Source organism: Halonatronum saccharophilum DSM 13868, assembly GCF_000517025.1.
In the GTDB taxonomy this organism is placed as follows: Bacteria; Bacillota; Halanaerobiia; order Halobacteroidales; family Halobacteroidaceae; genus Halonatronum; species Halonatronum saccharophilum.
The window spans coordinates 155,816-179,630 of record NZ_KI912092.1 but is presented as its reverse complement, the minus strand read 5'-3'; the positions used below and the strand labels follow the sequence as shown (position 1 = coordinate 179,630).

The following is a 23,815-nucleotide window of genomic DNA, read 5'->3' as shown; positions in this document are numbered from 1 at the left end:
TGGCTTTTGGCTAATAGCTAGTAACTAGTAGCTATGGTGATAGCGGAGGTGTTCTTATGAACTATGTCTTACAGACAACAGCGATTGGTCTTTTAGCTGGGGTATTAGGCACTGGTTTGGGAGGGGTTACTACTATTTTCTGGCGCAGACCTAGTGAGAGGTCGGTCAGCCTGTTATTGGGTTTAGCTGCTGGGGTTATGATCTCAATAGTTGGGATTGATCTATTCCCGGAAGCTTTGGAGTACGGTAATTGGCCCTTAGGTCTCAGTGGAACAATAATCGGCTTCTTAGTATTATGGCTAATCTCAATAATCTTTAATAGATATATAAAAGAAGAGGGTTATATTCAGACGGGGATACTTTTAGGTTTAGGGATAGCTTTGCATAATTTTCCTGAAGGCTTAGCAATTGGTGCAGGTTATATTGCTACTGGGAGGTTAGGGCTTAGCTTAGCAGTAATAATGGCTCTTCATAATTATCCCGAAGGGTTATCTATGGCTACTCCTATGAATGTAGGAGGATGGAGTTCAAAGAAGATAATTATAGCAACTCTTCTTCCAGGGATACCCATGGGGCTTGGTGCCTTTGTAGGAGCAATAATAGGTACTATATCTCCTTTTGTCCTATCCTTAACTCTAGGATTTGCAGCAGGTGCTATGTTATATATTACTATATTTGAACTCTTGCCTGGTTCTTATTCTTTTTCTTATGGTTTAGATGCAACTGCAGGGATAATTTTAGGGTTATCATTAGGGGTATTGCTGAGTGTTTTGGTTTAGTAATAAAGCTTAGCTTTATTACTAGTGTCAGTGTGAGTGTCTGTGTCAGTAAAAACCTTAGACTTTGTTTCATCTAACCTCAATGTCATAAAGTTATGATAGTATTCCCTTCACCAAGGAAGGACTTTAAAATAATATCATTCTTTCCATTTTGATGAAGAGAAGAATTATGTAGAGGTGAGATAGTGGAAGGTGTGAGGTTTGATTTTACTGACACTCACACTGGCACTGACACTTTACTAACGAAAGGAGGTTTTTTCTTTTGAACAAGCTAGTAAAGGCTGGCCTTATAAGCGTTCTCTTGCTCTTTATTATAATGCAGCTTTGGTTGCCTAGGACGATTTCTAGAAGTCTTACTGAGGCTTTAGATAAGGAGCTTGATTATAGTGAAGAAATATCGGTTAAGGTTAGATCATTTCCTTCTATTAAGTTGTCCTTTGGTTTTGTAGATAGGTTAGAGATTAGAGGGGAAGGGGTCTTGATTGATGATTTGCCTATAAGGGTGATCGAAGGAGAGTTTGAAGGCTTGAGGTTAAAGAGGGTACAAGAAGAGTGGGAGGTAGTTCGAGGGGAGAACACCTATCTTAATATAGAGTTTTTTGAAGATGAGCTTAATGATTATCTTAGAGATAAAGAGGAGTTAGATATTTTTGATAATCTTCATATTAATTTATTATCCAATAAAGTGATGATGGTGGGAAATATCAGACTCTTTAATGCTAGTGTGAATTTGCAGATAGAGGGTAGATTTCTCGTAGGAGAAGAGGAGTCGATTATTTATAAGGTTGATAATCTAGCAGTTCAGAATATAGTTATCCCAAGTGCTTTAATAGAACAGTTAAAGGATCAACTACAGTTTGAGATCGATCTTTCAGACCTTCCTTTCCCTTTAAAGATTAGAAATGTCAAGATGAGAGAGGATAAGATTATTATTAATTAAGAATTTAGAATTAATTTAACTTGTCTAAAGGGGGGCTATAGTCGAGAGATTAGACCTTCTATCTTGTTAGATAAGTTAATTTTAAAATATAAGCTAGAATAAGAACGTTTAAATTAACTCACCCTAATATATATATTAGGGTGAGTTTTAGTTTATTATCAAAGTGAAAGAGGGGAGCTATATGAAGAGATTAGTAGGTATAATTATAATAATAGGTTTAATAGCTTCATCCTTCATCTTAATAGATAGGTATAAAATAGAGTCAGAGAATAGAGATGTGGAGCTGATTATGGATTATGCTTTATTAGAGGAAGAAGGCCAACAGCACCTCCTTTCAGAACTGAAGGAGGCAGGTATAACTTCCTTAGCAATAGAGTTTCTTAGTTTAAGTGATTTAAAGAAAAGTGAGAAGATAGGTTATTATTGGGGAAGAGAGGTCTCTTTTTTAAATGATCTAGTAGCTGATTTAGAGAGCTTTGCTGATAATAACTTATATATAAGTGGAGAGCGTAGGATGTTAAAAGAGTTAAAACTACTTTTTGATCAAAAAGTAGAAGAAGGTGAACTAAATTTAAGGGATAATCTCCTTGTTTTAAGTAACTTTAGTGAAGAGGTTATAGATGAAGAGATATACTTAGATCAAGATATAATAGCTGAAGCAAAGAAGTTAGATCTAAATTTGATTCCTCGTCTTAGCTATGGGATATCACCTTTAGAGCTGGAGAATAAGCTAAAAGAATTGGAGAATCTAGTTAGTATAATCTTTAAAGGAGATAGGGTAGTAGGTTATCCAGATCAGATTGATCAGGTTGCTTATGTTTTAAAAGACCAAAAGGTCAGCTTGGGTATGATAGAACCCTTTATCGGTCATCAAAGGGGTATAAGTACCTTAGGCGAGAAAATGGAATTTGAAGTTTTTAGAGTACATAGTGGCGATATAAGAGAATTTGAGAGGTTGGGCATAGATAGAAGTATAGATAGATACTTTAGAGCTGTTAATGAAAGGAATGTAAGAGGATTATATTTAAAACCTTTCTTAGAAGAAGAGGATACTCTAAGCTTTGTAAGTGGGCTAAGTGAGAGACTTAAAGGTGGAAGGTATAGGCTAGAAAGGGCCAACGCTTTTCGACCGATTTATAGAAATGCCCTCTTTGAAGTCTTAATTTCTTTAGCTTTGTTGGCCCCATTATATTTAATCTTAGCTAGATTTCATAATAAGCTTAGAATTTTGATCTTTCTAGTTCCCTTAGCTGCTTTAGCAGTATATTTACTCCTTGGCCCTAGAATACTATTAGAGGCAATAGCTTTGGGCGGAGCAATAGTATATCCGCTATTTACACTAGCCTATTTAATAGATAAGGTTAAAGGTGGTTATACAATAGCAAAAGCATATAGACTGTTTTGGGAGGGAAGTTTGATTACCTTGGCAGGTGGACTTCTTTTATTTTCTTTATTATCAAATCTGGGGTATATCTTACAGATATATCACTTTCGTGGGGTCAAAGTATCCTTTCTCCTCCCTCTAATATTTGGACTAATCTATTATTTGAATCTATTTTATGGTGGATGGAGAGAACTATCTGTATCGGTAAATGGATTTTTAGAGAAGCATTTATTATGGAGAGATCTCTTTATTGGACTTATTCTAGCTTTTGGGGGATTAATCTACTTGACAAGAACAGGAAACTATCCAATTATAGCTGCAAGTGGTGTCGAGATTAGGATCAGAGATCTATTAGAGAAGCTATTTGTAATTAGACCTAGATTTAAGACCTTCTTAATAGGGCATCCCCTACTTCTTATAGGAGTTGGACTATCTTTAAGGGATAAGAAGTATCTTTGGGTATTGTTATTAGGCCTTATTGGCCAGATTACAATTTTAAATACATTTTCTCATCTACATACACCCCTTAGGGTATCCTTAATTAGAACCTTCATTGAACTGATTATTGGAAGTACAATAGGGATATTAGTTTTAAAATTACTAGATAATGCTAAGATTAAATAATAATAAAGGATCACTTTTAGTTAGAACTTAAAAGATTAAAAACTCTTTTTTTTTAGCAGCGCCCTGAAAGAAGTGCCCTTGGGGTGCGAATCTCACTAATCAACGCCAATCTATAATGAAATTAATTTTATCTTTTTAATAATTAAAGAGCAAAGGCTTGACACAGATTAAATCTGATAAGAGCCGATGAAGGTCTGATTAGAGCATAAAAAATAAGAAAGGTTTAAAATCAGATTTAATCGGGATTGATTAGTATTTATCAGTGCTAAGTCTTTGAATTTGGTATTTTAATAAAATCTCAAAACTATTCAAATTATTGGAGGGTATTAGGTTAAAAAGTTTATATATGAAAAGGGGGGAGTTCCGTGAAAAAGGTGATTATCTCTGGTTATTATGGTTTTGACAATGCAGGAGATGAAGCGATCTTAGCTTCTTTGAGCTCTAATCTCAAAAGAGCAGATTCTAATATAGATGTAGTTGCTATCTCTGCAAATCCTTCTAAGACTGAAAAAATCCATGGTATTAAAGCTGTTGGTAGGGGAGATTTTAAAGGTTTAATTAGAGAGTTTAAGAAAGCTGATCTCTTAATCAGTGGTGGTGGAAGTTTATTGCAGGATGTGACTAGCAATAGAACTATTCCTTATTATCTAGGGGTTATAGCTTTGGCTAAGTTTTTTAAGATGCCAGTTTTCTTTTGTGGACAGGGGGTTGGCCCAGTTAGGGGCAGGATAAATAAAAGGATGATTAAGAGGGGATTAAATGGTGTGAAGAAGATAACAGTCAGAGATGAAGAGTCTAAGAAATTATTAGAAGAGATTGGGGTTAAGCAAGATATTAAGGTGACAGCAGACCCTGTCTTTATTTTAGATGGGATAGGAGAAGAAAGGGCCAACGCTATCTTAAAGAAAGAAGAAATATATTTATCCCACCCTGTTATGGGAGTATCTATTCGCCCGTGGAAGGATAATAGTTATTTAATGAAGTTGGCCCTTATTTTAGATAAAGTTAAAGAGAGGTCCAATCTAGATATAATACTAATTCCTTTGCATTATCCCAATGATTTAAAGGTTAGCAGATATATTAAGGGTATAATGAATTCAGATGTTCAAATTTTAGAAGATTACTATCAGCCTAGAGAGATATTAGGACTAATAGGTAGGATGGATCTTTTTTTAGGAGTTAGATTACATTCACTTATCTTCGCTAGTCTAAAGCGAATACCCATCTTAGGAATATCCTATGATCCCAAAATTGATAGTTTTCTAAAGCGCTTAGATTTAGATCCTTTTGCCGAGATAGATAATTTGAATGTATCTGATAGTATTGATAAAATATTAAAATTATGGGAGAAAGAAGAGTTTATAAAGGAGAAGATTAATAAAAAAATAAAGAAATTAGAAGGATTGGCTGGGGATAATATAGAAATATCATTAAGGTTACTAGGTGATCTTTATGAGAAGTAGAGTAGATGTACTTGGTATATTAATAGATAAGGTTAACAAGAGAGAAGCTCTAGAGAAGATAGAGAACTTTATAAGTTCTGAGGGAAGCAAGATAGTTGTAACTCCTAATGCAGAGATGATAGTTAGATCCCAAAAAGATTCTAGATTAAAGGAGATTATAAATTCTGCCCAATTGGTATTGCCAGATGGGGCAGGGGTTGTAATAGCTTCTAGATTATTAAACAAAAGTTTAGAAGAGAGGGTTTCTGGGATAGATATAGTACAGGAATTATTAAATAGGGGCTCTAAGAAGGGATATTCCTTCTATTTTTTAGGAGGCAAGCCAGGAGTAGCTCAAAAGGCCAAAGAGGAGGCCTTAAATAGATACCCTAATTTAGATATTAACTTCCACCATGGTTACTTGGATCGTCAATTAGAGAAGAAGGTAGTAGAGGAGATAAAAGTAAGCAAGGTCGATATTCTCCTTGTAGGTATGGGGGTTCCCTTGCAAGAGAAGTGGTTAGATAAGCATCTAAGTTTTTTAGGCGTTCCTGTAGGAATTGGAGTAGGAGGTAGCTTTGATATTTTATCAGGCGAGAAGAGAAGAGCACCTCAGATGGTCCAAAAGCTAAATTTAGAGTGGCTTTATAGGTTGGCCCAAGAACCGTCTAGAGCAGGAAGAATGGTATCCTTACCTAAGTTTATTCACCAAGTTTTGAAGCAAAAGATCAATAGAATAAAGTAAATATTGAGGATGTTGATAATGGTAAAAAGTGTTCAAGGAGTTAAAGGTATTATTTATGATTACATCGGGATTACAACAGGATCTATTTTGACAGCAATGGGATTGGTGATGTTCTTAGTTCCCAATAAGATTGCTAGTGGAGGTGTCAGTGGTTTAGCAACAGTAGTCTTTTATCTCTTCAATCTTCCTGTAGGTAAGGTGGTCTTTGCTTTAAATATACCCTTATTTATAATAGGAGTAAAGGAACTTGGGGCCAAATTTGGGATTAGGACCTTATATGGTATAGTCGTTTTGTCCTTTTTTATTGACTTTTTAACCCCTTATTTACCAACTTTAACTAGTGATCCTTTATTGTCTGCAATTTATGGGGGAGGATTAACAGGTTTAGGTCTTGGAATAGTATTTAGATCTAAAGCTACTACTGGAGGCACTGATTTAATTGCTCAATTAATAAGTAAATATACAAATATTAGTGTGGGGCAAGGCTTATTGGTAATTGATTTTGCTGTAATAGCCTTAGCTGGAATCGTCTTTAATGCGGAGTTGGCCCTTTATGCTCTGATTTCTCTTATAATAACCAGTAAGGTCATTGACTTAGTACAAGAGGGTATAAATATATCTAAAGCAGCATTTATTATATCTGATAATGCTAAGGAGATAAAGGTTGAAATTATGGATAACTTGGATCGAGGTGTGACTGTCTTAAATGGTAAGGGTGGATTTACAGATGAAAATAAGGATATATTACTATGTATAACTGATAGATCAGAAGTTTCCACTCTCAAAAGGACAGTACATAGTATTGATAAGGACGCTTTTGTTATAATTACAGATGTTCATGAAGTTTTAGGTGAAGGTTTTAATGAGAGTCATTTAAAGGTATAAAAAGGTATTGAAGGTGATTATGGAGTAATTAATTAATTGGCATATCGGTGTAGATTATAAACTATTATAAAAGGAGGGGTTAAGGTGAACGATAAAAAGTTAGCAGGATTGATTGATCATACTATTTTAAATCCTGATGCTGTGGAGAAGGATGTTAGATTGAAGTGCCAAGAAGCTTTGGAATATGGTTTTGCTTCTGTATGTGTGAATCCTATCTTCACATCTACGGTAAGTCAGGAGTTAAAGGGAAGTGATGTTAAGGTATGTACAGTAGTTGGTTTTCCTTTAGGAGAGACAACTACAGAGGCTAAGACCTTTGAAGCAAAGAATGCAGTAAAATATGGGGCCCAAGAGCTTGATATGGTAATTAATATGGGTGCTTTGAAGTCTAATGCTTGGGAGATTGTAAAGGATGATATTAGAGCTGTAGTAGAATCAGTTAAGGGTAAGGCAATTGTCAAGGTTATAATTGAAACCTGTTATTTAGATAATGAAGAAAAGAGAAAAGCTTGCCAGATAGCAAAAGAAGCTGGGGCTGATTTTGTTAAGACTTCAACTGGATTTGGTATAGGAGGAGCTACCATTGAAGATGTTAAGTTGATGCGGGAAGTAGTAGGTGAAGATATGGGGGTTAAAGCCTCTGGAGGAATCAGAAGTCGAGAAGATGCAATTAAAATGGTCGAAGCTGGGGCCAACAGAATTGGAGCCAGTTCAGGCGTAGCAATTTTAACTGGAGAAGATGTTGAAGGAGATTATTAAGAGCAATTTACAATTAAAATCAAGTCAGAAAGAGTTGGTAGAGAAAACCCCTTTGAGGAAATATTTCCTCAAAGGGGTTTTTTATTTATCATCTTCTTTAAATTGAATAAATTGATCTTGGTATTTGGAATTTTCTCTAAAGAAGTTAACTAGAGAGGTAATGGCTTCTAAAGTGGGTTGTGATAGATAATGCTCCATAGCTTCAGCTTCCTTTTCTTTATTACATTCACTACCGATAGTTGTCAGAAATTCTTGTAAGGTCTTATTTCTCTCTACTAAAAATTCACCCAATTTCTCTCCTTTCTTACTTAGGTGTAGACTTTGATAGGGTTCATAGTGGAGGTATCCCTTTGCACTAAGTGTCTTAATTGCTTTACTTACTGAGGGTAGAGAAACACTTAATTTATTTGCTATATCCGTAACTCTTACTTCAACCTTATTTTGAGAAAAGCGATAAATCTCTTCTAGATAATCCTCTAAACTCGGTGATAAGATAAGAACCACTCCCTTCTTTTTTATCATTTAATTTAAAATTAAATGATAGTAATGAGTAATGAGTAATGAGTTAAATGAATTATGGCATATAGTAGTAACTTTAATATATATATAGTCCATGTTAGAGTATATAATCACTTAAATCTACAAATACTAGTTTCTTATTTGGGTACAATTTATAATAAACATCAAGTTTAAAAGGAGTGTTTATATTGAAGACACATAAAGATTTATTTGTTTGGAAAGATGCTATTGATTTAGTTGAAGAGGTTTATGATATAACAAGTTATTTTCCTCAAAATGAAGTGTATGGGCTTGTTAGCCAAATTAGAAGGTCAGTTGTATCAGTCCCCTCTAATATAGCAGAAGGAGCTGCTCGAGGGTCTAAAAAAGATTTTAAACGTTTTCTTTATATAGCATTGGGTTCTTTATCAGAGGTTGAAACACAAATGATAATAGCCAAAAGGTTAGGGTATACATCCAAATCTTTAGATAGTGAATTAATAAAAATTCGTAAAATGATATTAGGATTAATAAGAAAGTTGTAAATAAAAGACTTATGATTAATAGGGAATAGGGTTTTACTGATCACTCATTACTGATTTCTGATTACTAAAGCGAAGCTTAGAGTCACACTTTTTGCTTATAAGCATATTATATATCGTATTTAAGAAAAGTTAGCCTAGGTTAACTTTTAATTTAAGGAGGATGATTTAGATGAAATTGGATGCTAGAATAGTTTTGGTTGTTGGATTGGTAGTCTTGTTAATAGCTTTTGTATTTTTATTTGCTTTTGGAGGAAGTAATGAAGTTAGAAATGATGAGAACTTGAATGTTGTTGCTACTTATTCGATAATCTATGATTTTGTTAAGAATGTTGGTGGTGATAGAGTGGAGATTACAACTCTTGTTCCTATTGGGGATGAACCTGAGGAGTATGAACCATTACCTGAAGATATGATAAGGGTTGCAGAAGCCGATATTGTTATTTCTAATGGCTTAGGAATGGAAAATTGGTTAAGCAGAATAATTGAAAATGTTGGTCCAGATAAGGTAGTGGTAGAAGTAACTGATGGAATTATTCCTTTTTATTTGGGTGAAGGGATTTTAAAAGGTGATCCTGATCCCCATGCTTGGCTTGATCCAAAGTTGGTTAGGGATTATTATATTCCTAATATAGTTGAAGCTTTGTCAGATATTGATCCAGAAGGTGCTCAATATTATCAAGAGAATGCTAATGCTTATATAGAGGAGGTCGATAATCTTCACCAATGGATAAAAGCAGAAGTAGCCAAGATTCCAGAGGCTAATAGAGTATTAATAAGTAGTGAAGGTGCTTATCGTTACTTTTGTGAGTCTTATGGCTTTGAAGAAGGGTTCATTTGGCAGATAAATGCTCATGAAGAGGGGAGTCCTGGGCAGATTGCTAGGTTAGTAGATAGTATTCGTGATAAAGGTGTTAAAGCTTTATTTACAGAGACCAGTGTTGATAGGAGACCAATGGAGATGGTATCTGAGGAGACTGGAGCACCGATTAAAGGTGTGTTATACTCAGATTCTATTGGAGAGAAAGGCAGTAAGGGAGAGACCTATTTGAAGCTGATGACTCACAATGTGAAGACTATTGTTAATGCTTTAAAGGAAAGGTGATGATGAGGATGTATGAAGCTGTTAGGTTAAAGGATATAACTATATCCTATGATGGTAATAGCCCAGTTATCGAAGGTGCTAGTTGTGTTATAAATAAAGGATCTAAGGTAGGGATTATTGGCCCCAATGGGGCTGGGAAATCTACTCTTATGAAAGCAATAGTGGGTTTATTGCCTTTTAAAGGGGAGGTTGAAATTTTTGGTAAGTCTCTTAAGCAAAGTTATGAGAAGGTGGTTTACTTACCACAGCAAGAGGAGATCGATTGGAAATTTCCAGTCTCCGTCTTTGATGTGGTAATGATGGGGCGTTATGTACATCTAGGTTGGTTTAAAGGGCCAACAAAGGAGGACTATAAGATAGTAGAAGAGTCATTAAAAGAGGTTGATCTATGGGAGTATAGAGATAGACAGGTTGGTAAGTTATCTGGTGGTCAAAGACAGAGAGTCTTCCTGGCAAGGGCGTTGGCCCAAAAAGCAGAAATATTCCTCTTAGATGAGCCCTTTGAGGGGGTAGATCAGGAGACTGAAGAGAGAATATGTGATTTTTTAGATCGATTATCTAAAGAGGGAAAGACTGTAATTGTTGTACACCATGATTTGAAGAAGGCTAAAGATTATTTTGATGATCTAATTATGATAAACCATAGGATAGTTGCCTATGGGCCAACTAGTCAAGTATTTATTCCAACTTATATAGAAAAGACCTTCTCTAAAGAGTCTGTTATCTTAGAGAAAGGGTTGGTGATTTTAAAATGATAGATATATTTTTGGAGATATTTATATCACCTTTAGGGTATCAATTTATGCAGAGGGCTTTTTTAGCTGCTATAGTGGTAGGTGTTATCTGTGGAGTTTTAGGTAGCTTATTGATCTTAAGGAAGTTGGCCTTAATGGGGGATGCCATATCTCATGCTGTATTACCTGGGGTAGCCTTCTCCTATATTTTAGGTATAAACTTCTTTATAGGAGCAGCAGTAACCGGTGTGGCTACAGCTTTAGGTATTGGTTTTATAACTGAAAATAGTAAAATTAAAGAGGATTCGGCCATTGGTATTATGTTCAGTGCCGCCTTTGCAGTAGGAATCTTAATAATAAGTAAGTTAAGGACTAATATAGATCTATTTCATATTCTATTTGGCAATATACTTGGTGTCTCAAGAAGTGATTTAAGGTTAATATCTATCTTAGGTTTTATAGTTATAGCCTTAATTATTATCTTCTTTAAAGAGTTGAAACTATCTTCTTTTGATCCCATAATGGCTAAGTCTATTGGTTTACCTACAGAAGCAATTCATTATATGTTAATGGTAATGCTATCTTTTACTGTCGTTGCTTCTTTGCAGACTGTAGGGATTGTCTTGGTAGTAGCAATGTTAATAACACCTGGAGCGACAGCCTATCTTTTGACAGAGAGGTTATCTACTATGATATTATTATCGGCTTTCTTTGGAGTCTTATCAGCTCTTTTGGGTCTTTACTTATCTTATCATCTTAACTTAGCTTCTGGAGCTGCAATAGTAGTTGTATCTACTTTATTTTTCTTTTTAGCTATGGTATTTTCTCCTCAAGAAGGATTAATTTTAAGAGTGAAAGATAATGATTGTCTTGCCAATAACTAACTCCTTATTAATCACTACTCCTATTTGCTAAAAGAAAAAAAGAGTGATAGAATATATTGTAACAGACTAATAGGAAGGTAGTGTTAATAGATGAAGAGGCTAAAGAAAGTATTAGTGGGAATGTTAATCATAACTATGCTAGCCACTGCAGGGGTTACTGGATTTATTGTCAGTCAAGCCCAAGCTAGTGATAGTGAAGGTTTAAATATCTTTAGAAAACTTTATGTTATTATGCAGGTAGTACAGAGAAGTTATGTGGAAGAAGTAGAAATAGATACTTTACTTACAGGCGCTATAGACGGAATGTTAGAATCTTTAGATGATCCTTATACTGGATACTTACCACCAAAAGAGTTTGAAGATATGAAAAGTGAATTTGAAGGTAGATATGCTGGTGTTGGGACAGTAATTACTATGAGAGGAAGCAAGTTGATGATAGTTTCTCCGATTGAGGGGACTCCGGCTGATCGAGCTGGATTGCAAGGTGGAGATATAATTACTGCTATAGACGGAATCTCTACTGAAGGGATGGATATGCAACAAGCTGTATCTATGATGAGAGGAGAAGCTGGAACTGATGTTCATTTAAGCATTAGAAGAGAGTCAGAAGAGGATAGTGATGATAGTAATTCTTCCAAGGAGTTTGACGTAGATATTATAAGAGAGGATATAGAATTATCCTATGTAGAGTCTGAGTTGAGAGAAGATAAGGTTGGGTATATTCGTTTAACTCAGTTTATTGAGGGAGTAGGAGAGGATATTGAGAAAGAGATTGCTAAACTTAAAGCAGAAGGTGCCCAAGGATTTATCCTTGATCTAAGAAATAATCCAGGTGGTTTATTAGCAGAATCTGCTAAAGTAGCAAGTAACTTTGTAGATGATGGAGCTGCAGTTTATGTTAAGAAAAGAGGTGGCAATAGGACACCAGTTAATATTTATAGAGGTATTGAGACTGTAGATAATCCATTAGTTATCCTTGTTAATGGTGGTAGTGCAAGTGCCTCTGAGATAATAACCGGTCTTGTCCAAGACTTAAATAGAGGAACTATAGTAGGTGATAAGACTTTTGGTAAAGGAGTAGTACAGAGTGTAGTTCCCTTATCTGATGGTTCAGCAGTTAAATTAACTACTGCTCAATATTATACTCCTAATGGTAGATTTATTGACCATGATGGTATTATGCCAGATATAGAAGTTAAATTTAATCCGGATACTGAAGATGATGAGCAATTAGATGAAGCATTAAATGTTATCTTAAGAAAATTAAATTAGAGAGGGTTTTAGCTCATGAAGAAGGGTGGGGTTTTACTGGTTTTCTTATCTTTTCTTCTTCTAATTACAGCTTGTGGGAGAAGAAGTGAAGAAGCTATTAGTGATAATCTCTTTGATTATATTTCTATTAATTACGATCAGTCAATAGGTGAGCTAGAAGAGGTTATTAAAGATAGATTAAATTATATAGGATTAGATTTTGAAGAGAATATAATATCACAAAATAAGGAGGAAGGAGAAGAGAGAGTTGGAATATATAAGTTTAATTGGACTACTAACAACCATAAGTTAGAAATCCCTCTCTTTGGTGATAAGGGTCAACTCCTTCCTTACATCAAAGATGAGATTATCGAAGAGTTAGAGCAGATATTCCCGCTTATTGATGTTAGTTGGGAAGATAATGAAGACGATCAGTTTAGAAGACTTAAAGTCGATCTTTCATTTAGTGCACAAAATAGGGGCTTAGATGTGTTGGCCCATAGTATTGAATTTATTCAAGAAAGGCCTAAGGCAAAGATGGCTATTGTGATCGATGACTTGGGTTATGATTGGAGCGGGATAGATAAAATGGTGAATATTAACCGTCCCTTGACTATGGCAGTTCTCCCCTATCCTCCTTATGCTGTTAGTCAGGCCCAAATGGCCAAAGCCAAAGGTCATGAACTTATACTCCATCAGCCATTAGAGCCACTAAATCCTGAGGTTGATCCTGGGGGTGGTGCTATTCTTGAAGATATGAGTGAGGAAGAGATTAAAGAGACATTGATTGAAAACTTAGAGAGTCTTCCACCAATGGTAGGTATTAACCATCATATGGGTTCTAAAGGGTCTGCAGATCAGAGAATAATGGCTCATATAATGGAGGTCTTAAAGGAGAAAGGCCTATATTATATAGATAGTAGCACTTCAAATAAGAGTGTAGGTGCTAGTACGGCAAGAAAATATGGAGTACCTACTGGAACTAATTATTTATTCTTAGACAATATCGATGATAAAGAAGAGATAATGAAGATGCTAGATGGGTTAGCAAAGATAGCTCTAAGAAGAGGAGAACTAATTACTATTGGTCATGTTAAGACCAATACGGCTTTGGCCATTGAAGAGATGATACCAAAGTTAGAAGAGATGGGGATTAAGCTCGTTTATGGATCGCAGCTTGTTAGGTAGTTAGTTTTGGAATTAACACTTAATACTAATTAAGTGTCACTTTTAAAGACCAAAAAGAAAAGTTTAAGAGCTTTTTGGAACCACGAATGAACATTAATATGCACTAATATAGATCAAAACCTATTTTATTTATTATTAAAATTCAGGATTTTTTGATGAAGGTTGAGTAAATTATATTATGATTTTAGTATTTTAATTTTAAAAATTTAGTAATATAAGTTTTTTAATCTTTTATTCGTGACTATTCGTGTGCATTCGTGGTAAAAAAATCTTTTGATTTTAATTATGGTACTAACACTTTATTACCATAATTATTTGCTAAATAGTAAAAGATAAAGTATAACAAAGCCGCAGGCTAAAACCTGTGGCTTTGAGTTATCTTTAACTATCAATTATTAACTTTCAACTTGAAAATCGAGGTGATAAAGATGTCAAAGTTCAAACTCAAATCAGAATATAAGCCCCAAGGTGATCAACCCAAAGCGATAAAGAAGTTAGTTAAGGGGATTAAAGGTGGAATGAAGGAGCAGACCTTACTTGGAGTAACTGGTTCTGGAAAGACCTTTACAGTTGCTAATGTAATTGAGAAGGTACAGAAACCAACCCTTGTAATTGCCCATAATAAGACATTAGCAGCCCAATTATGTAGTGAATTTAAGGAGTTCTTTCCTGAAAATCAGGTTGGATACTTTGTTAGTTATTATGATTATTACCAACCTGAGGCTTATGTACCTCAGACCGATACTTATATTGAAAAGGACTCTTCAATCAATGAAGAGGTGGACAAGCTTAGGTTGTCGGCTACATCATCCCTTTTTGAAAGAGAAGATGTAATTATTGTAGCCAGTGTTTCTTGTATTTATGGTCTAGGTAATCCAGCTGATTATTTAGATTTGACCTGTAGTTTAAAAAGAGGAGATATTAAAGATAGAAGTGATATTATTAGAGAATTAATAGGTATTCAGTATGAGAGAAATCAGATTGACTTTGATCGAGGAACCTTTAGAGTAAGAGGAGATGTTATTGAGATAATCCCAGCCTATGAGGATAGAGCTTATAGAGTAGAGTTATTTGGTGATGAGATTGATCGGATCCAAGAGATAAATACTTTAACAGGAGAGGTTTTAGGTGAATTAGATAAAGTTACTATCTATCCAGCTAGTCACTTTGTAACTCCACAAGATAAGATAGATCGAGCATTAAAGGAGATGGAAAGAGAGTTAGAAAAAAGGCTAGAGTACTTTAGAAGCCAAAACAAATTATTAGAGGCCCAACGTTTAGAAGAGCGGACCAATTATGATATGGAAATGTTAAAGGAGGTTGGTTTCTGCTCAGGGATAGAGAATTACTCTAGGTTACTAGAGGGAAGAGAGAAAGGTTCAAGACCACAGACCTTGATAGATTACTTTCCAGAGGACTTCTTATTGGTAATCGATGAGTCTCATAAGACAATTCCACAGATTGGTGGTATGTATGCAGGGGATCGTTCTCGTAAAGAAAGACTAGTAGAGTACGGGTTTAGATTACCATCGGCTCTAGATAATAGACCTTTGAAATTCATTGAGTTTGAAGGTTTAGTTAATCAAGCTCTTTATATTTCGGCCACACCTGCCAAATATGAATTTGATCATAGTGAGCAGATTGTAGAGCAGATTGTTAGGCCTACAGGGCTTGTTGATCCTGAGGTTGAAGTTAGACCGATAAAGGGCCAAATAGATGACCTCTTAGGTGAGATAAATGAGGTTATCGATAATAATGAACGGGTTTTGATCACTACCTTAACCAAGAAGATGTCAGAAGATTTGACTCATTACTTAGAGCAAGCAGGGATTAAGGTTCAATATCTACACTCCGATATAGATACCATCGAAAGGTTAGAGATAATTAGAGATTTAAGGCTTGGAAAGTTTGATGTTCTGGTAGGTATTAACTTGCTAAGAGAGGGGTTAGATATTCCTGAGGTATCCTTAGTAGCTATCTTAGATGCAGATAAAGAAGGTTTCTTACGTTCTACCTCATCATTGGTACAGACCATTGGACGAGCGGCGCGCAATGCCAATGGAAGGGTAATTATGTATGCCGATAAAATTACTGACTCTATGAAAAAGGCTATTGGTGAGACTAATCGGCGTCGTAAGCTTCAAACAAAGTTCAATGAAGAGAATAGTATTATTCCACAGACTATAAAAAAAGAGGTTAGAGAAGTACTAAGACCTGTTGATATGGTAGCAGAGACCAGAGCAGATTATAAAGTAGATAAAGAAGATGCTGAAGATATGACTGAGGGAGAGATCTTAAAAGAGATTGCTGAGCTAGAAGAAGAGATGCAGGAAGCAGCTCAAAACCTCCAATTTGAATTAGCAGCCCAGATTCGTGATGAGATAGAAGAGCTACGAGATAAGATATAGTGAAGTTATATAATTAATAAAGTGTTACTTCTAAAAAATAAAAAATTCAAGAGCTTTTTTGAAACTATGCCCTGAGGGAGCACCTTTTGAATTGGGATCACACGAGATGTTTTGGAACTATAAAACTCGTAGGGACGATCGAGGAGGACCTTTAAAATTGAAATCCCATGAATGGTTTATGGCTTTTATAAACCATGAAAAATACTCTTGGGGTGCTAATGGACACGAATTAACACTAATGTAATTCAAATAATTATTAAACTTTAGATATTTATTATGGAATTTTTATTTAATTAAAATAGATTTTATATGATTTTTGTTTTTAAATCTTTTATTCGTGGCTATTCGTGTTCATTAGTGGTAAAAAGAGCTCTTAAGGTTTTTGACTTAGACTCTTAGTTATTAATTTAAGCTAAGTCTTTATTTCAAATAAAAAGAAGTTCTGTGATTAACTTCACAGAACTTCTTTTTATGTAGAGTTATAATTTAAGTAAGCTAAAAAAACAATTAAAATTCATATAAAGGGGAAGTAAAAAACCGAAAGGGGAGATTAAGATGACAAAGAGACAGATTATTAAAATTGATGAGGATAAATGTAATGGTTGTGGGCTATGTGTAACAGGATGTCATGAGGGAGCGCTACAGATAATTGATGGTAAGGCAAAGCTGGTAAATGAGGAGTTCTGTGATGGATTTGGTGATTGTATAGGTGAATGTCCAACAGGAGCTTTGGTGATTGAGGAACGAGAGGCTAAAGAGTTTGATTTAAAAGCAACAGCAGAGCATGTAAAAGAGATCAGGGGAGAAGAGGCTGTTCAAGAGATGCTAAAAGCACAGAAAGCTCATACAGGAGATGAAGAACCAGCTTTAGATCTTGCTGCCGGTAGTGAGTGTGGATGTCCAGGTACTCAAATGAAGATGATCAAAAAGCCTAGTGCAGGATGTCCTAGTACCAAGATGAGAATGTTAAATCAGAAGCAAGAGGCTACTGAACAAAATTATGATGTAGAATTAGAATCTCAATTACAACAATGGCCAGTACAGATTCATTTAGTACCTCCAGCTGCTCCTTACTTTAAGAATGCAGATTTATTAATTACTGCAGACTGTGTACCAGTAGCTTATGCTAATTATCATCAAAAGCTATTAAAAGGTAAGGCAGTAGCGATGGGTTGTCCTAAATTGGATGATGGTCAGGCTTATGTCAATAAGTTAGCAGCAATTATTAAACAAAATGATCTACAAAGTATTACTGTAGCTCGGATGGAGGTTCCTTGTTGTGGTGGATTAGTTAAAATTGTTCAACAAGCAGTTAAGCAAGCTAATTCTAATTTAGAAGTAGAAATTACAACAGTTGGGATTGGTGGACAACTTAAATAATTAAATTAAAATATAAAAATATAATATTTTTAAACAGGCTGAAAAGCCTGTTTTTTATATGTGTAATTGATTTAAATTGTCAACAAGCAGGAATGTTGTTATATATTGTACAATTATTAAATTAGATATACCAATATTTCTAATAGGGGGATAGACTATGAGGTTAGAAGAGTTAATTAATAATTATTATAATAACTTAAATGAAAATGATCTCTATATTGCAAAGCATATCTTAAATCATAAAGATGAATGTATCAATTTAGGGATTAATGATCTAGCTAAAAGGTGTAATGTATCTAGAACAACTATCTTTCGCTTTGCAAAAAAATTAGGTTTTAAGGGATATAGTGAGTTTAAATTTAATTTAAAATGGGAAGAGGAACAAAGCAATCAAGAAGAAAATGATTATATTGAGCAGTTTTATACTGATGTAAGTGAGACTTTAAAGTTGATGAAGGAGAAGGATTTTACAGATATCTGTGAGCTGATCTATAGCTCAGAACGAATCTTTGTTTATGGTACAGGTACAGCCCAGATGGCCGTTGCCCAAGAATTAAATCGTACTTTTTTAGCAGCAAATAAATATTTTAATATTATTGAAGGTTTCCGTGAGTTTCAGATTATAACTCCTAGAATAATAAAAGGTGATCTTGTAATAATTGTCTCTCTATCTGGGGATACAACTTCTCTTCAAAGCTGTATTAATGAATTATCTATTAAAGGGATTGATACTATTTCAATTACAAAGCTTAGTAATAATTTACTTTCTAGAATGACAACTCATAATTTATATATAACCACTTCTAGGTGGAATTGCATAGGTATTGAAAGTTATGGTTTTTCAATGTTTTTTATTTTAATTGATGTATTATTTAGACAGTATATAAGGTATCAAGAAAGAAAGAAATCTGAAGAATAAAAATAAGAAGTCCATATGGCCTTCTTATTAAAGTTTGTTTATTTTAATTCACATTTTAGTACTAAGTCTTGATAAGCAACCTGTGGGCTAGATATTTTAGAGAAATTCTTTACTTTATCATTATGGTTAGTAACTACTACCGGTGTTATGATTTCTTTATTATTCTTTTCTATAAAATCAATATCAAAGCTTAATAAGTGATCACCTACTGCTATTGAATCATCAGTCTCCACCATTACTTCAAATCCTTCTCCGTTCAACTCGACTGTTTCTAGTCCAACATGGATTAAAAGTTCTAATCCTTCCTTTGTTTTAATTCCAATAGCATGTTTAGTAGGAAAGATTTCAACTACTTTTCCTTCTACTGGAGAAAGTAATCGTCCTTCATTAGGAATAATAGCAAAGCCATCACCTAGCATCTTTTCAGCGAATACTGGGTCAGGAACCTCTGTTAGATCTATAATCTCTCCCTTTAAAGGTGAAAGTATCTCCACTTCTTCTACTTTGGATTTGAACAATTTTTTAAAAATACCTTTCCCTCCCTTAAAAGTAGTATTAACCTAGTTTAGGCCAAAATTTTTGATTGGCTTCAATCAATTCATCTAAGATATCTTTTGCTACCTTAGCACTTGGAACGGTTTTTGATAAGGTGATTGCTTGCCATAACTTTTGGTAAGATCCTTCTATCCAGGCTTCTACTACTAATTTTTCAACCGATACTTGTTGCTCCATTAATCCCTTTTGGAATTGTGGGATCTTTCCAATAGAAATAGGTTCTGGACCATTACTGCCTACAATACAAGGGATTTCCACCATTCCTGTAGAATCAAAGTTCTCAATGGCGCCATTATTTTCAACTATTAATAGCATTCTTTCTTGTGTATTATAAGCAATTGCACGTGCTAAATCAACAATATAAGAAGCATGCTCATCAATATGAAATTTGCAATTTTTAGCAGATTGTTTTTCAATTATTTTTTTAGCTTCACCAAAGACAACTTTTTCACGACCCTCCATTACTTCGTTAGCACGAGTATGTTCTTTATCAGAATGATTTACAACGTAATCAGGGAATAGATAGTACTTTAAATAGGTGTTTGGTAAAGTTGTTGGGTCTAATTCATATACATCACGAGCTTTAAGGAAAGTATCATTCCAGCTTTTATCAACATGCTGGTCATCTCCTATATCTGTTACATAACCATATTCTTGAACATGTTCTTTAATTTTTGGCATTAAATCATTACCTTCTTGATCGGTAATACTTGACCACCAACCAAAGTGATTTAATCCATAATAGCGTACATTCATTTCTTTACGAGATTCTAATCCTACAATTTCAGCCATACGAGTCTCAATTCCAACTGGCATATCACAGATATTCAATACCTTTGAATTAGGACGTAATCTACGAGTTGCTTCAGCTACAATAGCTGCTGGATTAGAATAATTTAGCATCCATGCATTTGGAGAATACTCTTCCATATAATCGATAATTTCAAGAATGCCACCGATTGACCTCATACCGTAAGCAATTCCACCTGGTCCACAGGTTTCTTGACCTACAACATTATGTTTTAATGGAATTTTTTCATCTAATTCACGCATTGCATACTTACCAACTCTGATGTGGGCCATCACGAAATCCACATCAGTAAAAGCTTCCTTTGGATCTACTGTAGCTAAAAATTCAATTTCTGGTGCTTGTTCATTTAAGATAATCTCACATGCTTGAGCAATAGTATCTTGACGTTCTTTATCATTATCATAAAATTTAAGCTTTCGGATTGGGAATTTATCTAAATTATCCAATAACATTAAAACAATCCCTGGGGTAAATGTACTTCCTCCACCTGAAATTACTATAGAAAACTTCTCCATAACTATCTCCTCCTTGATTTATTAATTAAAGATTTAGGGCTTCATTGTCAAGTAAACTTTCAAAGTCATCTCTTACTTGTGGGACAGATAATCCAACAATTACTTGAATTGCCGTTCCATTTCTTACTACTCCATGAGCTCCTGCTTGCTTAAAGACGCTATCATTCAATAATTTACTTTCATCTTTTACAGAGACACGAAGACGAGTTGCACAATTTGTAACATCCTCAATATTTTCCCTTCCACCTAATGCTTTTAAAAAGGCTAGTGCCTGATTATCTGTTACTGCTTGATTACCTTGAGTTGTATTAGATTTTTTTGTTTTAAAATCTTCTTTGCTATATAACTTTATATCTGCACCTTCTTCTTCACGACCAGGTGTAGCAAAGTTATATTTTAAGATTAAATAACGGAAAGTAAAGAAATAAATTGCTGTGAATGATAATCCAACTAGAATCTGTATTATATAAGTAGATGAATGGTATTTGAATAGTGGAAGCCAGTTTTGTGCTAAAAATTCAATCAATCCACTTCCAAAATTACCGACTACTCCTAGAGAATAAGAAACCGCTGATAGGGTTGCTGCTAAGGCAGCATGGATAGCAAATAAAACCGGTGCAATAAACAAGAATGTAAATTCAAGTGGTTCTGTAATTCCTGCGATAACTGCCGTTAGTGTAGCTGGAATTAATAATCCTGCCACAACCTTTTTCTTTTCAGATTTAGCAGTAGCATAAATGGCTAATGCAATACCAGGGGCACCAAAAACTTTAGATAATCCATGTAAAGAAAAGCCACCTTCTGGGAACATTTCTATTAAGGTCATACTAGAAGTTGCAAATTCAGATAGGTGTTGTGGCCAATATGCTGCAATACCATTTTCTACTACTGCAGGTCCAAAAATAAATGGTCCATAAATAAAATGGTGTAGTCCTGTTGGAATTAAGATTCGTTCCAAGAATGTATAAAACCAGACTCCAATTGCGCCAGAAGCAGTTAAAAAGACTTGTAAAGATTCTATTCCACTTTGAACTTGTGGCCATATTATAGAAGTCAATAAAGCAACAGGAAGCATAACAAAGAATCCAATAATTACGACGAAAGAAGAACCTTGGAAGATCCCTAAATAATCAGGTAACTTTGTACTAAAGTATCTGTTATGTAAATAAACAACAATACTTGAAATTAGAATAGCTCCAATCATACCTGTATCTAAAGTCTTAATTCCTGCAATCATTGTTAATCCACTAGTACCACCAACTTCAGCACTAAAATCAATCCCAAAACTACTACCCCAAAGTGAAAGCATAGCACTAACAAAGTAGTTAAAAGTCAAATAAGTTACTAAAGCTTCCAAACAGGCACGAGCTTGTGCTTTTTTTGCTAAAGCTATAGGTAGTCCTACTACAAACAATAGAGGTAATTGTCGAAATGCAGTCCAGGCACCTTCTTGGATAATAAACCAAATTTGATACCATAATCCATCTGGATTTGCTATTGATCCTACAATTTCTTGGTTCATAAATAGGATACTTAGTCCAACAGTAATACCGGCAAATGCAAATAATAAGACGGGTACAAACATAGCAGCACCAAAGCGTTGAATTTTTTCTTTCATCTGTTTCATAATAAAGCCTCCCTTTTAAGTTTTAAAATATTCAGAAAATTAAGCAAATAACTTCTATTAGTCTTATAATAGCAAATAAAAGATTTATTTACAATAGGGTTGGATCAATCAGTTATCAATTACTCTTATTGTGAAAGTTCACATTTTCTGTGAAAGTTCACATGTCTTTTTTAGGCTAATAATAGGGTAAGCTTATAATTTGAAAATTTAAAGTTTAAAATTATAACTAAGTTTGATATAATTAATTAAACTAAGTATATACGATGAGTAGAAAGGACGGAGTAGAATGAAATATATTAGTACTAGAGGAAATTATGAGCAGGCGAGTGCAGCAGAAGCGATAAGCTTGGGTATGGTACCAGGGGGAGGACTTTTCGTCCCTAAAGATATACCAAATCTTGATAAGCAAGAGATTTATAAGATGAAAGATCTTTCTTATGGGGAGATTGCCTATAAAGTTTTGAAAGAATTTCTAACCGACTATAGCTCCGAGGAGTTGGAGGAGATTATTTTGGCTACATATAATGCTGAGGGCTTTTCTCATAAGGATATTGCTCCAGTGGTGAAATTGGAGGATGGGCTTTATATATTAGAGCTTTGGCACGGGCCAACGGCAGCCTTCAAAGATATGGCTCTACAGTTAATGCCACATTTGCTAGTCAAAGCAGTTGAAAAGTCGCAGGTTGACAAGGAAATATTGATTTTAGTAGCAACTTCTGGTGATACAGGGAAGGCAGCTTTAGAAGGTTTTAAGGATATAGATGGAGTGAAGATTATTGTCTTCTATCCTAACGATGGTGTTAGTAAGGTTCAAGAGGCTCAGATGCTTACTACCGATGGAGATAATACCTTCGTTGTTGGGGTAGATGGTAACTTTGATGATTGTCAAAGTGGAGTTAAAGAGATCTTTGGTGATGATGATTTTAATGCGTTAATAGAAGAATCAGGCTATCAATTTTCATCAGCCAACTCAATAAACTGGGGACGCTTAGTTCCTCAGATAGTATATTATTTTGCAACCTATGCTTATCTTTTGCGTGATGGAGAGATAAAAGAAGGAGAGAAGATTAATATCTCTGTGCCAACAGGGAATTTCGGTAATATTCTAGCAGCTTATTATGCTAGAGAGATGGGGTTACCGATCAATAAGTTTATCTGTGCTTCTAATGATAATAAGGTTTTAACAGATTTCTTAGAAAGCGGTGAGTATAGTACTAATCGTGAATTTAAGAAGACCATTAGTCCATCGATGGATATTTTAATTTCTTCTAACTTAGAGAGATTCTTATTTGAGATGACAGGACATAATAGTCAAAAGATTAATGGATGGTATGGTGATCTGAAAGAGAATGGTGCCTTTAAGGTTGATGAAGAGACTAAAGAGAAGATTAAAGGACTGTTTGTTGGTGAATGGGCCAACGAAAAAGAAACAAAAGAGACGATAAGAGAGGTCTATCAAAGATATGATTACCTCTTAGATACTCATACAGCAGTAGGGGTTAAGGCTTATCAAGATTATCTAGAAGGTAGTTCAGATAATACTCCAATGGTAGTTGATTCTACAGCAAACCCTTATAAATTTAGCAAATCGGTCTTAGAAGCTTTAGAAAAGGTGGAAGAAGATAATGAGTTTAGAATTTTAGAAAGGCTAAGTGAACTTAGTGGTTTAAGAGTTCATAGGGGTCTAAAGGGATTAGAGGATAAAGATATCAAGCATAACCGAAGCATCTTAGCTAGTCAGATTAGAGAGGGTATAAAAGATATTTTGGAGATATAATAATTTAAAAAGAGAAGCCATTACCTTTAGAGGTGAATGGCTTCTCTTTTTAGTAATTCAAGA

At 34.6% G+C, this 23,815-nt stretch carries 21 protein-coding genes; 17 read left to right on the top strand and 4 right to left on the bottom strand.

What is annotated here, in order from left to right:
* Nucleotides 1-56 precede the first annotated feature (56 nt).
* The 7 genes from HALSAC_RS0102905 to deoC all read left to right on the top strand — a co-directional run bounded on the left by HALSAC_RS0102905 (nucleotide 57) and on the right by deoC (nucleotide 7,558).
* Nucleotides 57-779 (top strand): ZIP family metal transporter, encoded by a 723-nt coding sequence (locus HALSAC_RS0102905; protein ID WP_027339009.1) that lies wholly within the window; start codon nucleotides 57-59, stop codon nucleotides 777-779.
* Nucleotides 780-1,041: 262 nt separating this feature from the next.
* Nucleotides 1,042-1,719 (top strand): LmeA family phospholipid-binding protein, encoded by a 678-nt coding sequence (locus tag HALSAC_RS0102900; RefSeq protein WP_027339008.1) that lies wholly within the window; start codon nucleotides 1,042-1,044, stop codon nucleotides 1,717-1,719.
* A gap of 181 nt (nucleotides 1,720-1,900) precedes the next feature.
* A complete protein-coding gene (locus HALSAC_RS0102895) occupies nucleotides 1,901-3,727 on the top strand; it encodes a DUF5693 family protein (protein ID WP_027339007.1) in 1,827 nt (608 codons plus the stop codon).
* A 365-nt stretch (nucleotides 3,728-4,092) separates the two neighbouring features.
* On the top strand, nucleotides 4,093-5,190 hold the full coding sequence (gene csaB / locus HALSAC_RS0102890) for a polysaccharide pyruvyl transferase CsaB (RefSeq protein ID WP_027339006.1): 1,098 nt from the start codon (nucleotides 4,093-4,095) through the stop codon (nucleotides 5,188-5,190).
* Nucleotides 5,180-5,914: a WecB/TagA/CpsF family glycosyltransferase gene (locus HALSAC_RS0102885; protein ID WP_027339005.1), complete on the top strand. Its 735-nt coding sequence runs from the start codon at nucleotides 5,180-5,182 to the stop codon at nucleotides 5,912-5,914. Before csaB ends, HALSAC_RS0102885 begins: the two co-directional genes overlap by 11 nt.
* A gap of 18 nt (nucleotides 5,915-5,932) precedes the next feature.
* Nucleotides 5,933-6,799, top strand: a complete 867-nt coding sequence (locus HALSAC_RS0102880; protein ID WP_027339004.1) for a YitT family protein — start codon at nucleotides 5,933-5,935, stop codon at nucleotides 6,797-6,799.
* Nucleotides 6,800-6,883: 84 nt separating this feature from the next.
* Nucleotides 6,884-7,558, top strand: a complete 675-nt coding sequence (deoC, locus tag HALSAC_RS0102875) for a deoxyribose-phosphate aldolase (protein WP_027339003.1) — start codon at nucleotides 6,884-6,886, stop codon at nucleotides 7,556-7,558.
* An 81-nt stretch (nucleotides 7,559-7,639) separates the two neighbouring features.
* Here the strand turns inward: deoC and HALSAC_RS0102865 are convergent, their stop codons facing one another.
* Nucleotides 7,640-8,053, bottom strand: a complete 414-nt coding sequence (locus tag HALSAC_RS0102865) for an iron dependent repressor, metal binding and dimerization domain protein (RefSeq protein ID WP_027339002.1) — start codon at nucleotides 8,051-8,053, stop codon at nucleotides 7,640-7,642.
* A 203-nt stretch (nucleotides 8,054-8,256) separates the two neighbouring features.
* Here HALSAC_RS0102865 and HALSAC_RS0102860 point away from each other — a divergent pair, with 203 nt between their 5' ends.
* From HALSAC_RS0102860 to HALSAC_RS0102815, 9 genes are all read left to right on the top strand, one after another.
* Nucleotides 8,257-8,601, top strand: a complete 345-nt coding sequence (locus HALSAC_RS0102860) for a four helix bundle protein (protein ID WP_342666839.1) — start codon at nucleotides 8,257-8,259, stop codon at nucleotides 8,599-8,601.
* Between the two features lie 169 nt (nucleotides 8,602-8,770).
* On the top strand, nucleotides 8,771-9,703 hold the full coding sequence (locus HALSAC_RS0102855; RefSeq protein WP_051412047.1) for a metal ABC transporter solute-binding protein, Zn/Mn family: 933 nt from the start codon (nucleotides 8,771-8,773) through the stop codon (nucleotides 9,701-9,703).
* 8 nt (nucleotides 9,704-9,711) lie between these two features.
* The gene (locus tag HALSAC_RS0102850) at nucleotides 9,712-10,458 is read left to right on the top strand and encodes a metal ABC transporter ATP-binding protein (RefSeq protein ID WP_027338999.1); all 747 of its coding nucleotides are present in this window, start codon (nucleotides 9,712-9,714) and stop codon (nucleotides 10,456-10,458) included.
* Entirely contained in the window at nucleotides 10,455-11,321 is an 867-nt protein-coding gene (locus HALSAC_RS0102845; RefSeq protein ID WP_035571186.1) for a metal ABC transporter permease, read from the top strand. The genes HALSAC_RS0102850 and HALSAC_RS0102845 overlap by 4 nt, the downstream gene beginning before the upstream one ends.
* A gap of 90 nt (nucleotides 11,322-11,411) precedes the next feature.
* Nucleotides 11,412-12,593 (top strand): S41 family peptidase, encoded by a 1,182-nt coding sequence (locus HALSAC_RS0102840; RefSeq protein WP_027338997.1) that lies wholly within the window; start codon nucleotides 11,412-11,414, stop codon nucleotides 12,591-12,593.
* Between the two features lie 15 nt (nucleotides 12,594-12,608).
* Nucleotides 12,609-13,760, top strand: a complete 1,152-nt coding sequence (locus HALSAC_RS0102835) for a divergent polysaccharide deacetylase family protein (protein ID WP_027338996.1) — start codon at nucleotides 12,609-12,611, stop codon at nucleotides 13,758-13,760.
* 428 nt (nucleotides 13,761-14,188) lie between these two features.
* Nucleotides 14,189-16,168, top strand: coding sequence for an excinuclease ABC subunit UvrB (gene uvrB, locus HALSAC_RS0102830; protein WP_027338995.1), 1,980 nt, complete (start codon nucleotides 14,189-14,191; stop codon nucleotides 16,166-16,168).
* A gap of 555 nt (nucleotides 16,169-16,723) precedes the next feature.
* Complete coding sequence (locus HALSAC_RS0102820; protein ID WP_027338994.1) at nucleotides 16,724-17,548, top strand: ATP-binding protein; 825 nt, start codon at nucleotides 16,724-16,726, stop codon at nucleotides 17,546-17,548.
* 157 nt (nucleotides 17,549-17,705) lie between these two features.
* Nucleotides 17,706-18,467, top strand: a complete 762-nt coding sequence (locus tag HALSAC_RS0102815) for a MurR/RpiR family transcriptional regulator (RefSeq protein ID WP_027338993.1) — start codon at nucleotides 17,706-17,708, stop codon at nucleotides 18,465-18,467.
* Between the two features lie 38 nt (nucleotides 18,468-18,505).
* On the opposite strand, the gene HALSAC_RS0102810 is transcribed toward HALSAC_RS0102815, so the two are convergent.
* From HALSAC_RS0102810 to HALSAC_RS0102800, 3 genes are read right to left on the bottom strand one after another with little or no spacing between them, the layout of a single operon-like run.
* Entirely contained in the window at nucleotides 18,506-18,985 is a 480-nt protein-coding gene (locus HALSAC_RS0102810; protein ID WP_211231286.1) for a PTS sugar transporter subunit IIA, read from the bottom strand.
* 37 nt (nucleotides 18,986-19,022) lie between these two features.
* The gene (locus HALSAC_RS0102805; RefSeq protein WP_027338991.1) at nucleotides 19,023-20,348 is read right to left on the bottom strand and encodes a family 4 glycosyl hydrolase; all 1,326 of its coding nucleotides are present in this window, start codon (nucleotides 20,346-20,348) and stop codon (nucleotides 19,023-19,025) included.
* Between the two features lie 25 nt (nucleotides 20,349-20,373).
* Nucleotides 20,374-21,966 carry an alpha-glucoside-specific PTS transporter subunit IIBC gene (locus HALSAC_RS0102800; protein WP_027338990.1) on the bottom strand — a complete coding sequence of 531 codons (1,593 nt, stop codon included), beginning with the start codon at nucleotides 21,964-21,966 and terminating at the stop codon, nucleotides 20,374-20,376.
* Nucleotides 21,967-22,261: 295 nt separating this feature from the next.
* On the opposite strand from HALSAC_RS0102800, the gene thrC reads away from it, so the two are divergent.
* Nucleotides 22,262-23,752 (top strand): threonine synthase, encoded by a 1,491-nt coding sequence (thrC, locus tag HALSAC_RS0102795; RefSeq protein WP_027338989.1) that lies wholly within the window; start codon nucleotides 22,262-22,264, stop codon nucleotides 23,750-23,752.
* Nucleotides 23,753-23,815 lie beyond the last annotated feature (63 nt).

What these genes read in the sequence shown, in the direction of transcription:
- HALSAC_RS0102905 (WP_027339009.1), top strand. Translation starts at nt 57, where the DNA reads ATGAACTATGTCTTACAGACAACAGCGATTGGTCTTTTAGCTGGGGTA.
- HALSAC_RS0102895 (WP_027339007.1), top strand. Translation starts at nt 1,901, where the DNA reads ATGAAGAGATTAGTAGGTATAATTATAATAATAGGTTTAATAGCTTCA.
- HALSAC_RS0102885 (WP_027339005.1), top strand. Translation starts at nt 5,180, where the DNA reads ATGAGAAGTAGAGTAGATGTACTTGGTATATTAATAGATAAGGTTAAC.
- HALSAC_RS0102880 (WP_027339004.1), top strand. Translation starts at nt 5,933, where the DNA reads ATGGTAAAAAGTGTTCAAGGAGTTAAAGGTATTATTTATGATTACATC.
- HALSAC_RS0102855 (WP_051412047.1), top strand. Translation starts at nt 8,771, where the DNA reads ATGAAATTGGATGCTAGAATAGTTTTGGTTGTTGGATTGGTAGTCTTG.
- HALSAC_RS0102850 (WP_027338999.1), top strand. Translation starts at nt 9,712, where the DNA reads ATGTATGAAGCTGTTAGGTTAAAGGATATAACTATATCCTATGATGGT.
- HALSAC_RS0102845 (WP_035571186.1), top strand. Translation starts at nt 10,455, where the DNA reads ATGATAGATATATTTTTGGAGATATTTATATCACCTTTAGGGTATCAA.
- HALSAC_RS0102840 (WP_027338997.1), top strand. Translation starts at nt 11,412, where the DNA reads ATGAAGAGGCTAAAGAAAGTATTAGTGGGAATGTTAATCATAACTATG.
- HALSAC_RS0102835 (WP_027338996.1), top strand. Translation starts at nt 12,609, where the DNA reads ATGAAGAAGGGTGGGGTTTTACTGGTTTTCTTATCTTTTCTTCTTCTA.
- uvrB (WP_027338995.1), top strand. Translation starts at nt 14,189, where the DNA reads ATGTCAAAGTTCAAACTCAAATCAGAATATAAGCCCCAAGGTGATCAA.
- HALSAC_RS0102820 (WP_027338994.1), top strand. Translation starts at nt 16,724, where the DNA reads ATGACAAAGAGACAGATTATTAAAATTGATGAGGATAAATGTAATGGT.
- HALSAC_RS0102815 (WP_027338993.1), top strand. Translation starts at nt 17,706, where the DNA reads ATGAGGTTAGAAGAGTTAATTAATAATTATTATAATAACTTAAATGAA.
- HALSAC_RS0102805 (WP_027338991.1), bottom strand. Translation starts at nt 20,348, where the DNA reads ATGGAGAAGTTTTCTATAGTAATTTCAGGTGGAGGAAGTACATTTACC.
- HALSAC_RS0102800 (WP_027338990.1), bottom strand. Translation starts at nt 21,966, where the DNA reads ATGAAAGAAAAAATTCAACGCTTTGGTGCTGCTATGTTTGTACCCGTC.
- thrC (WP_027338989.1), top strand. Translation starts at nt 22,262, where the DNA reads ATGAAATATATTAGTACTAGAGGAAATTATGAGCAGGCGAGTGCAGCA.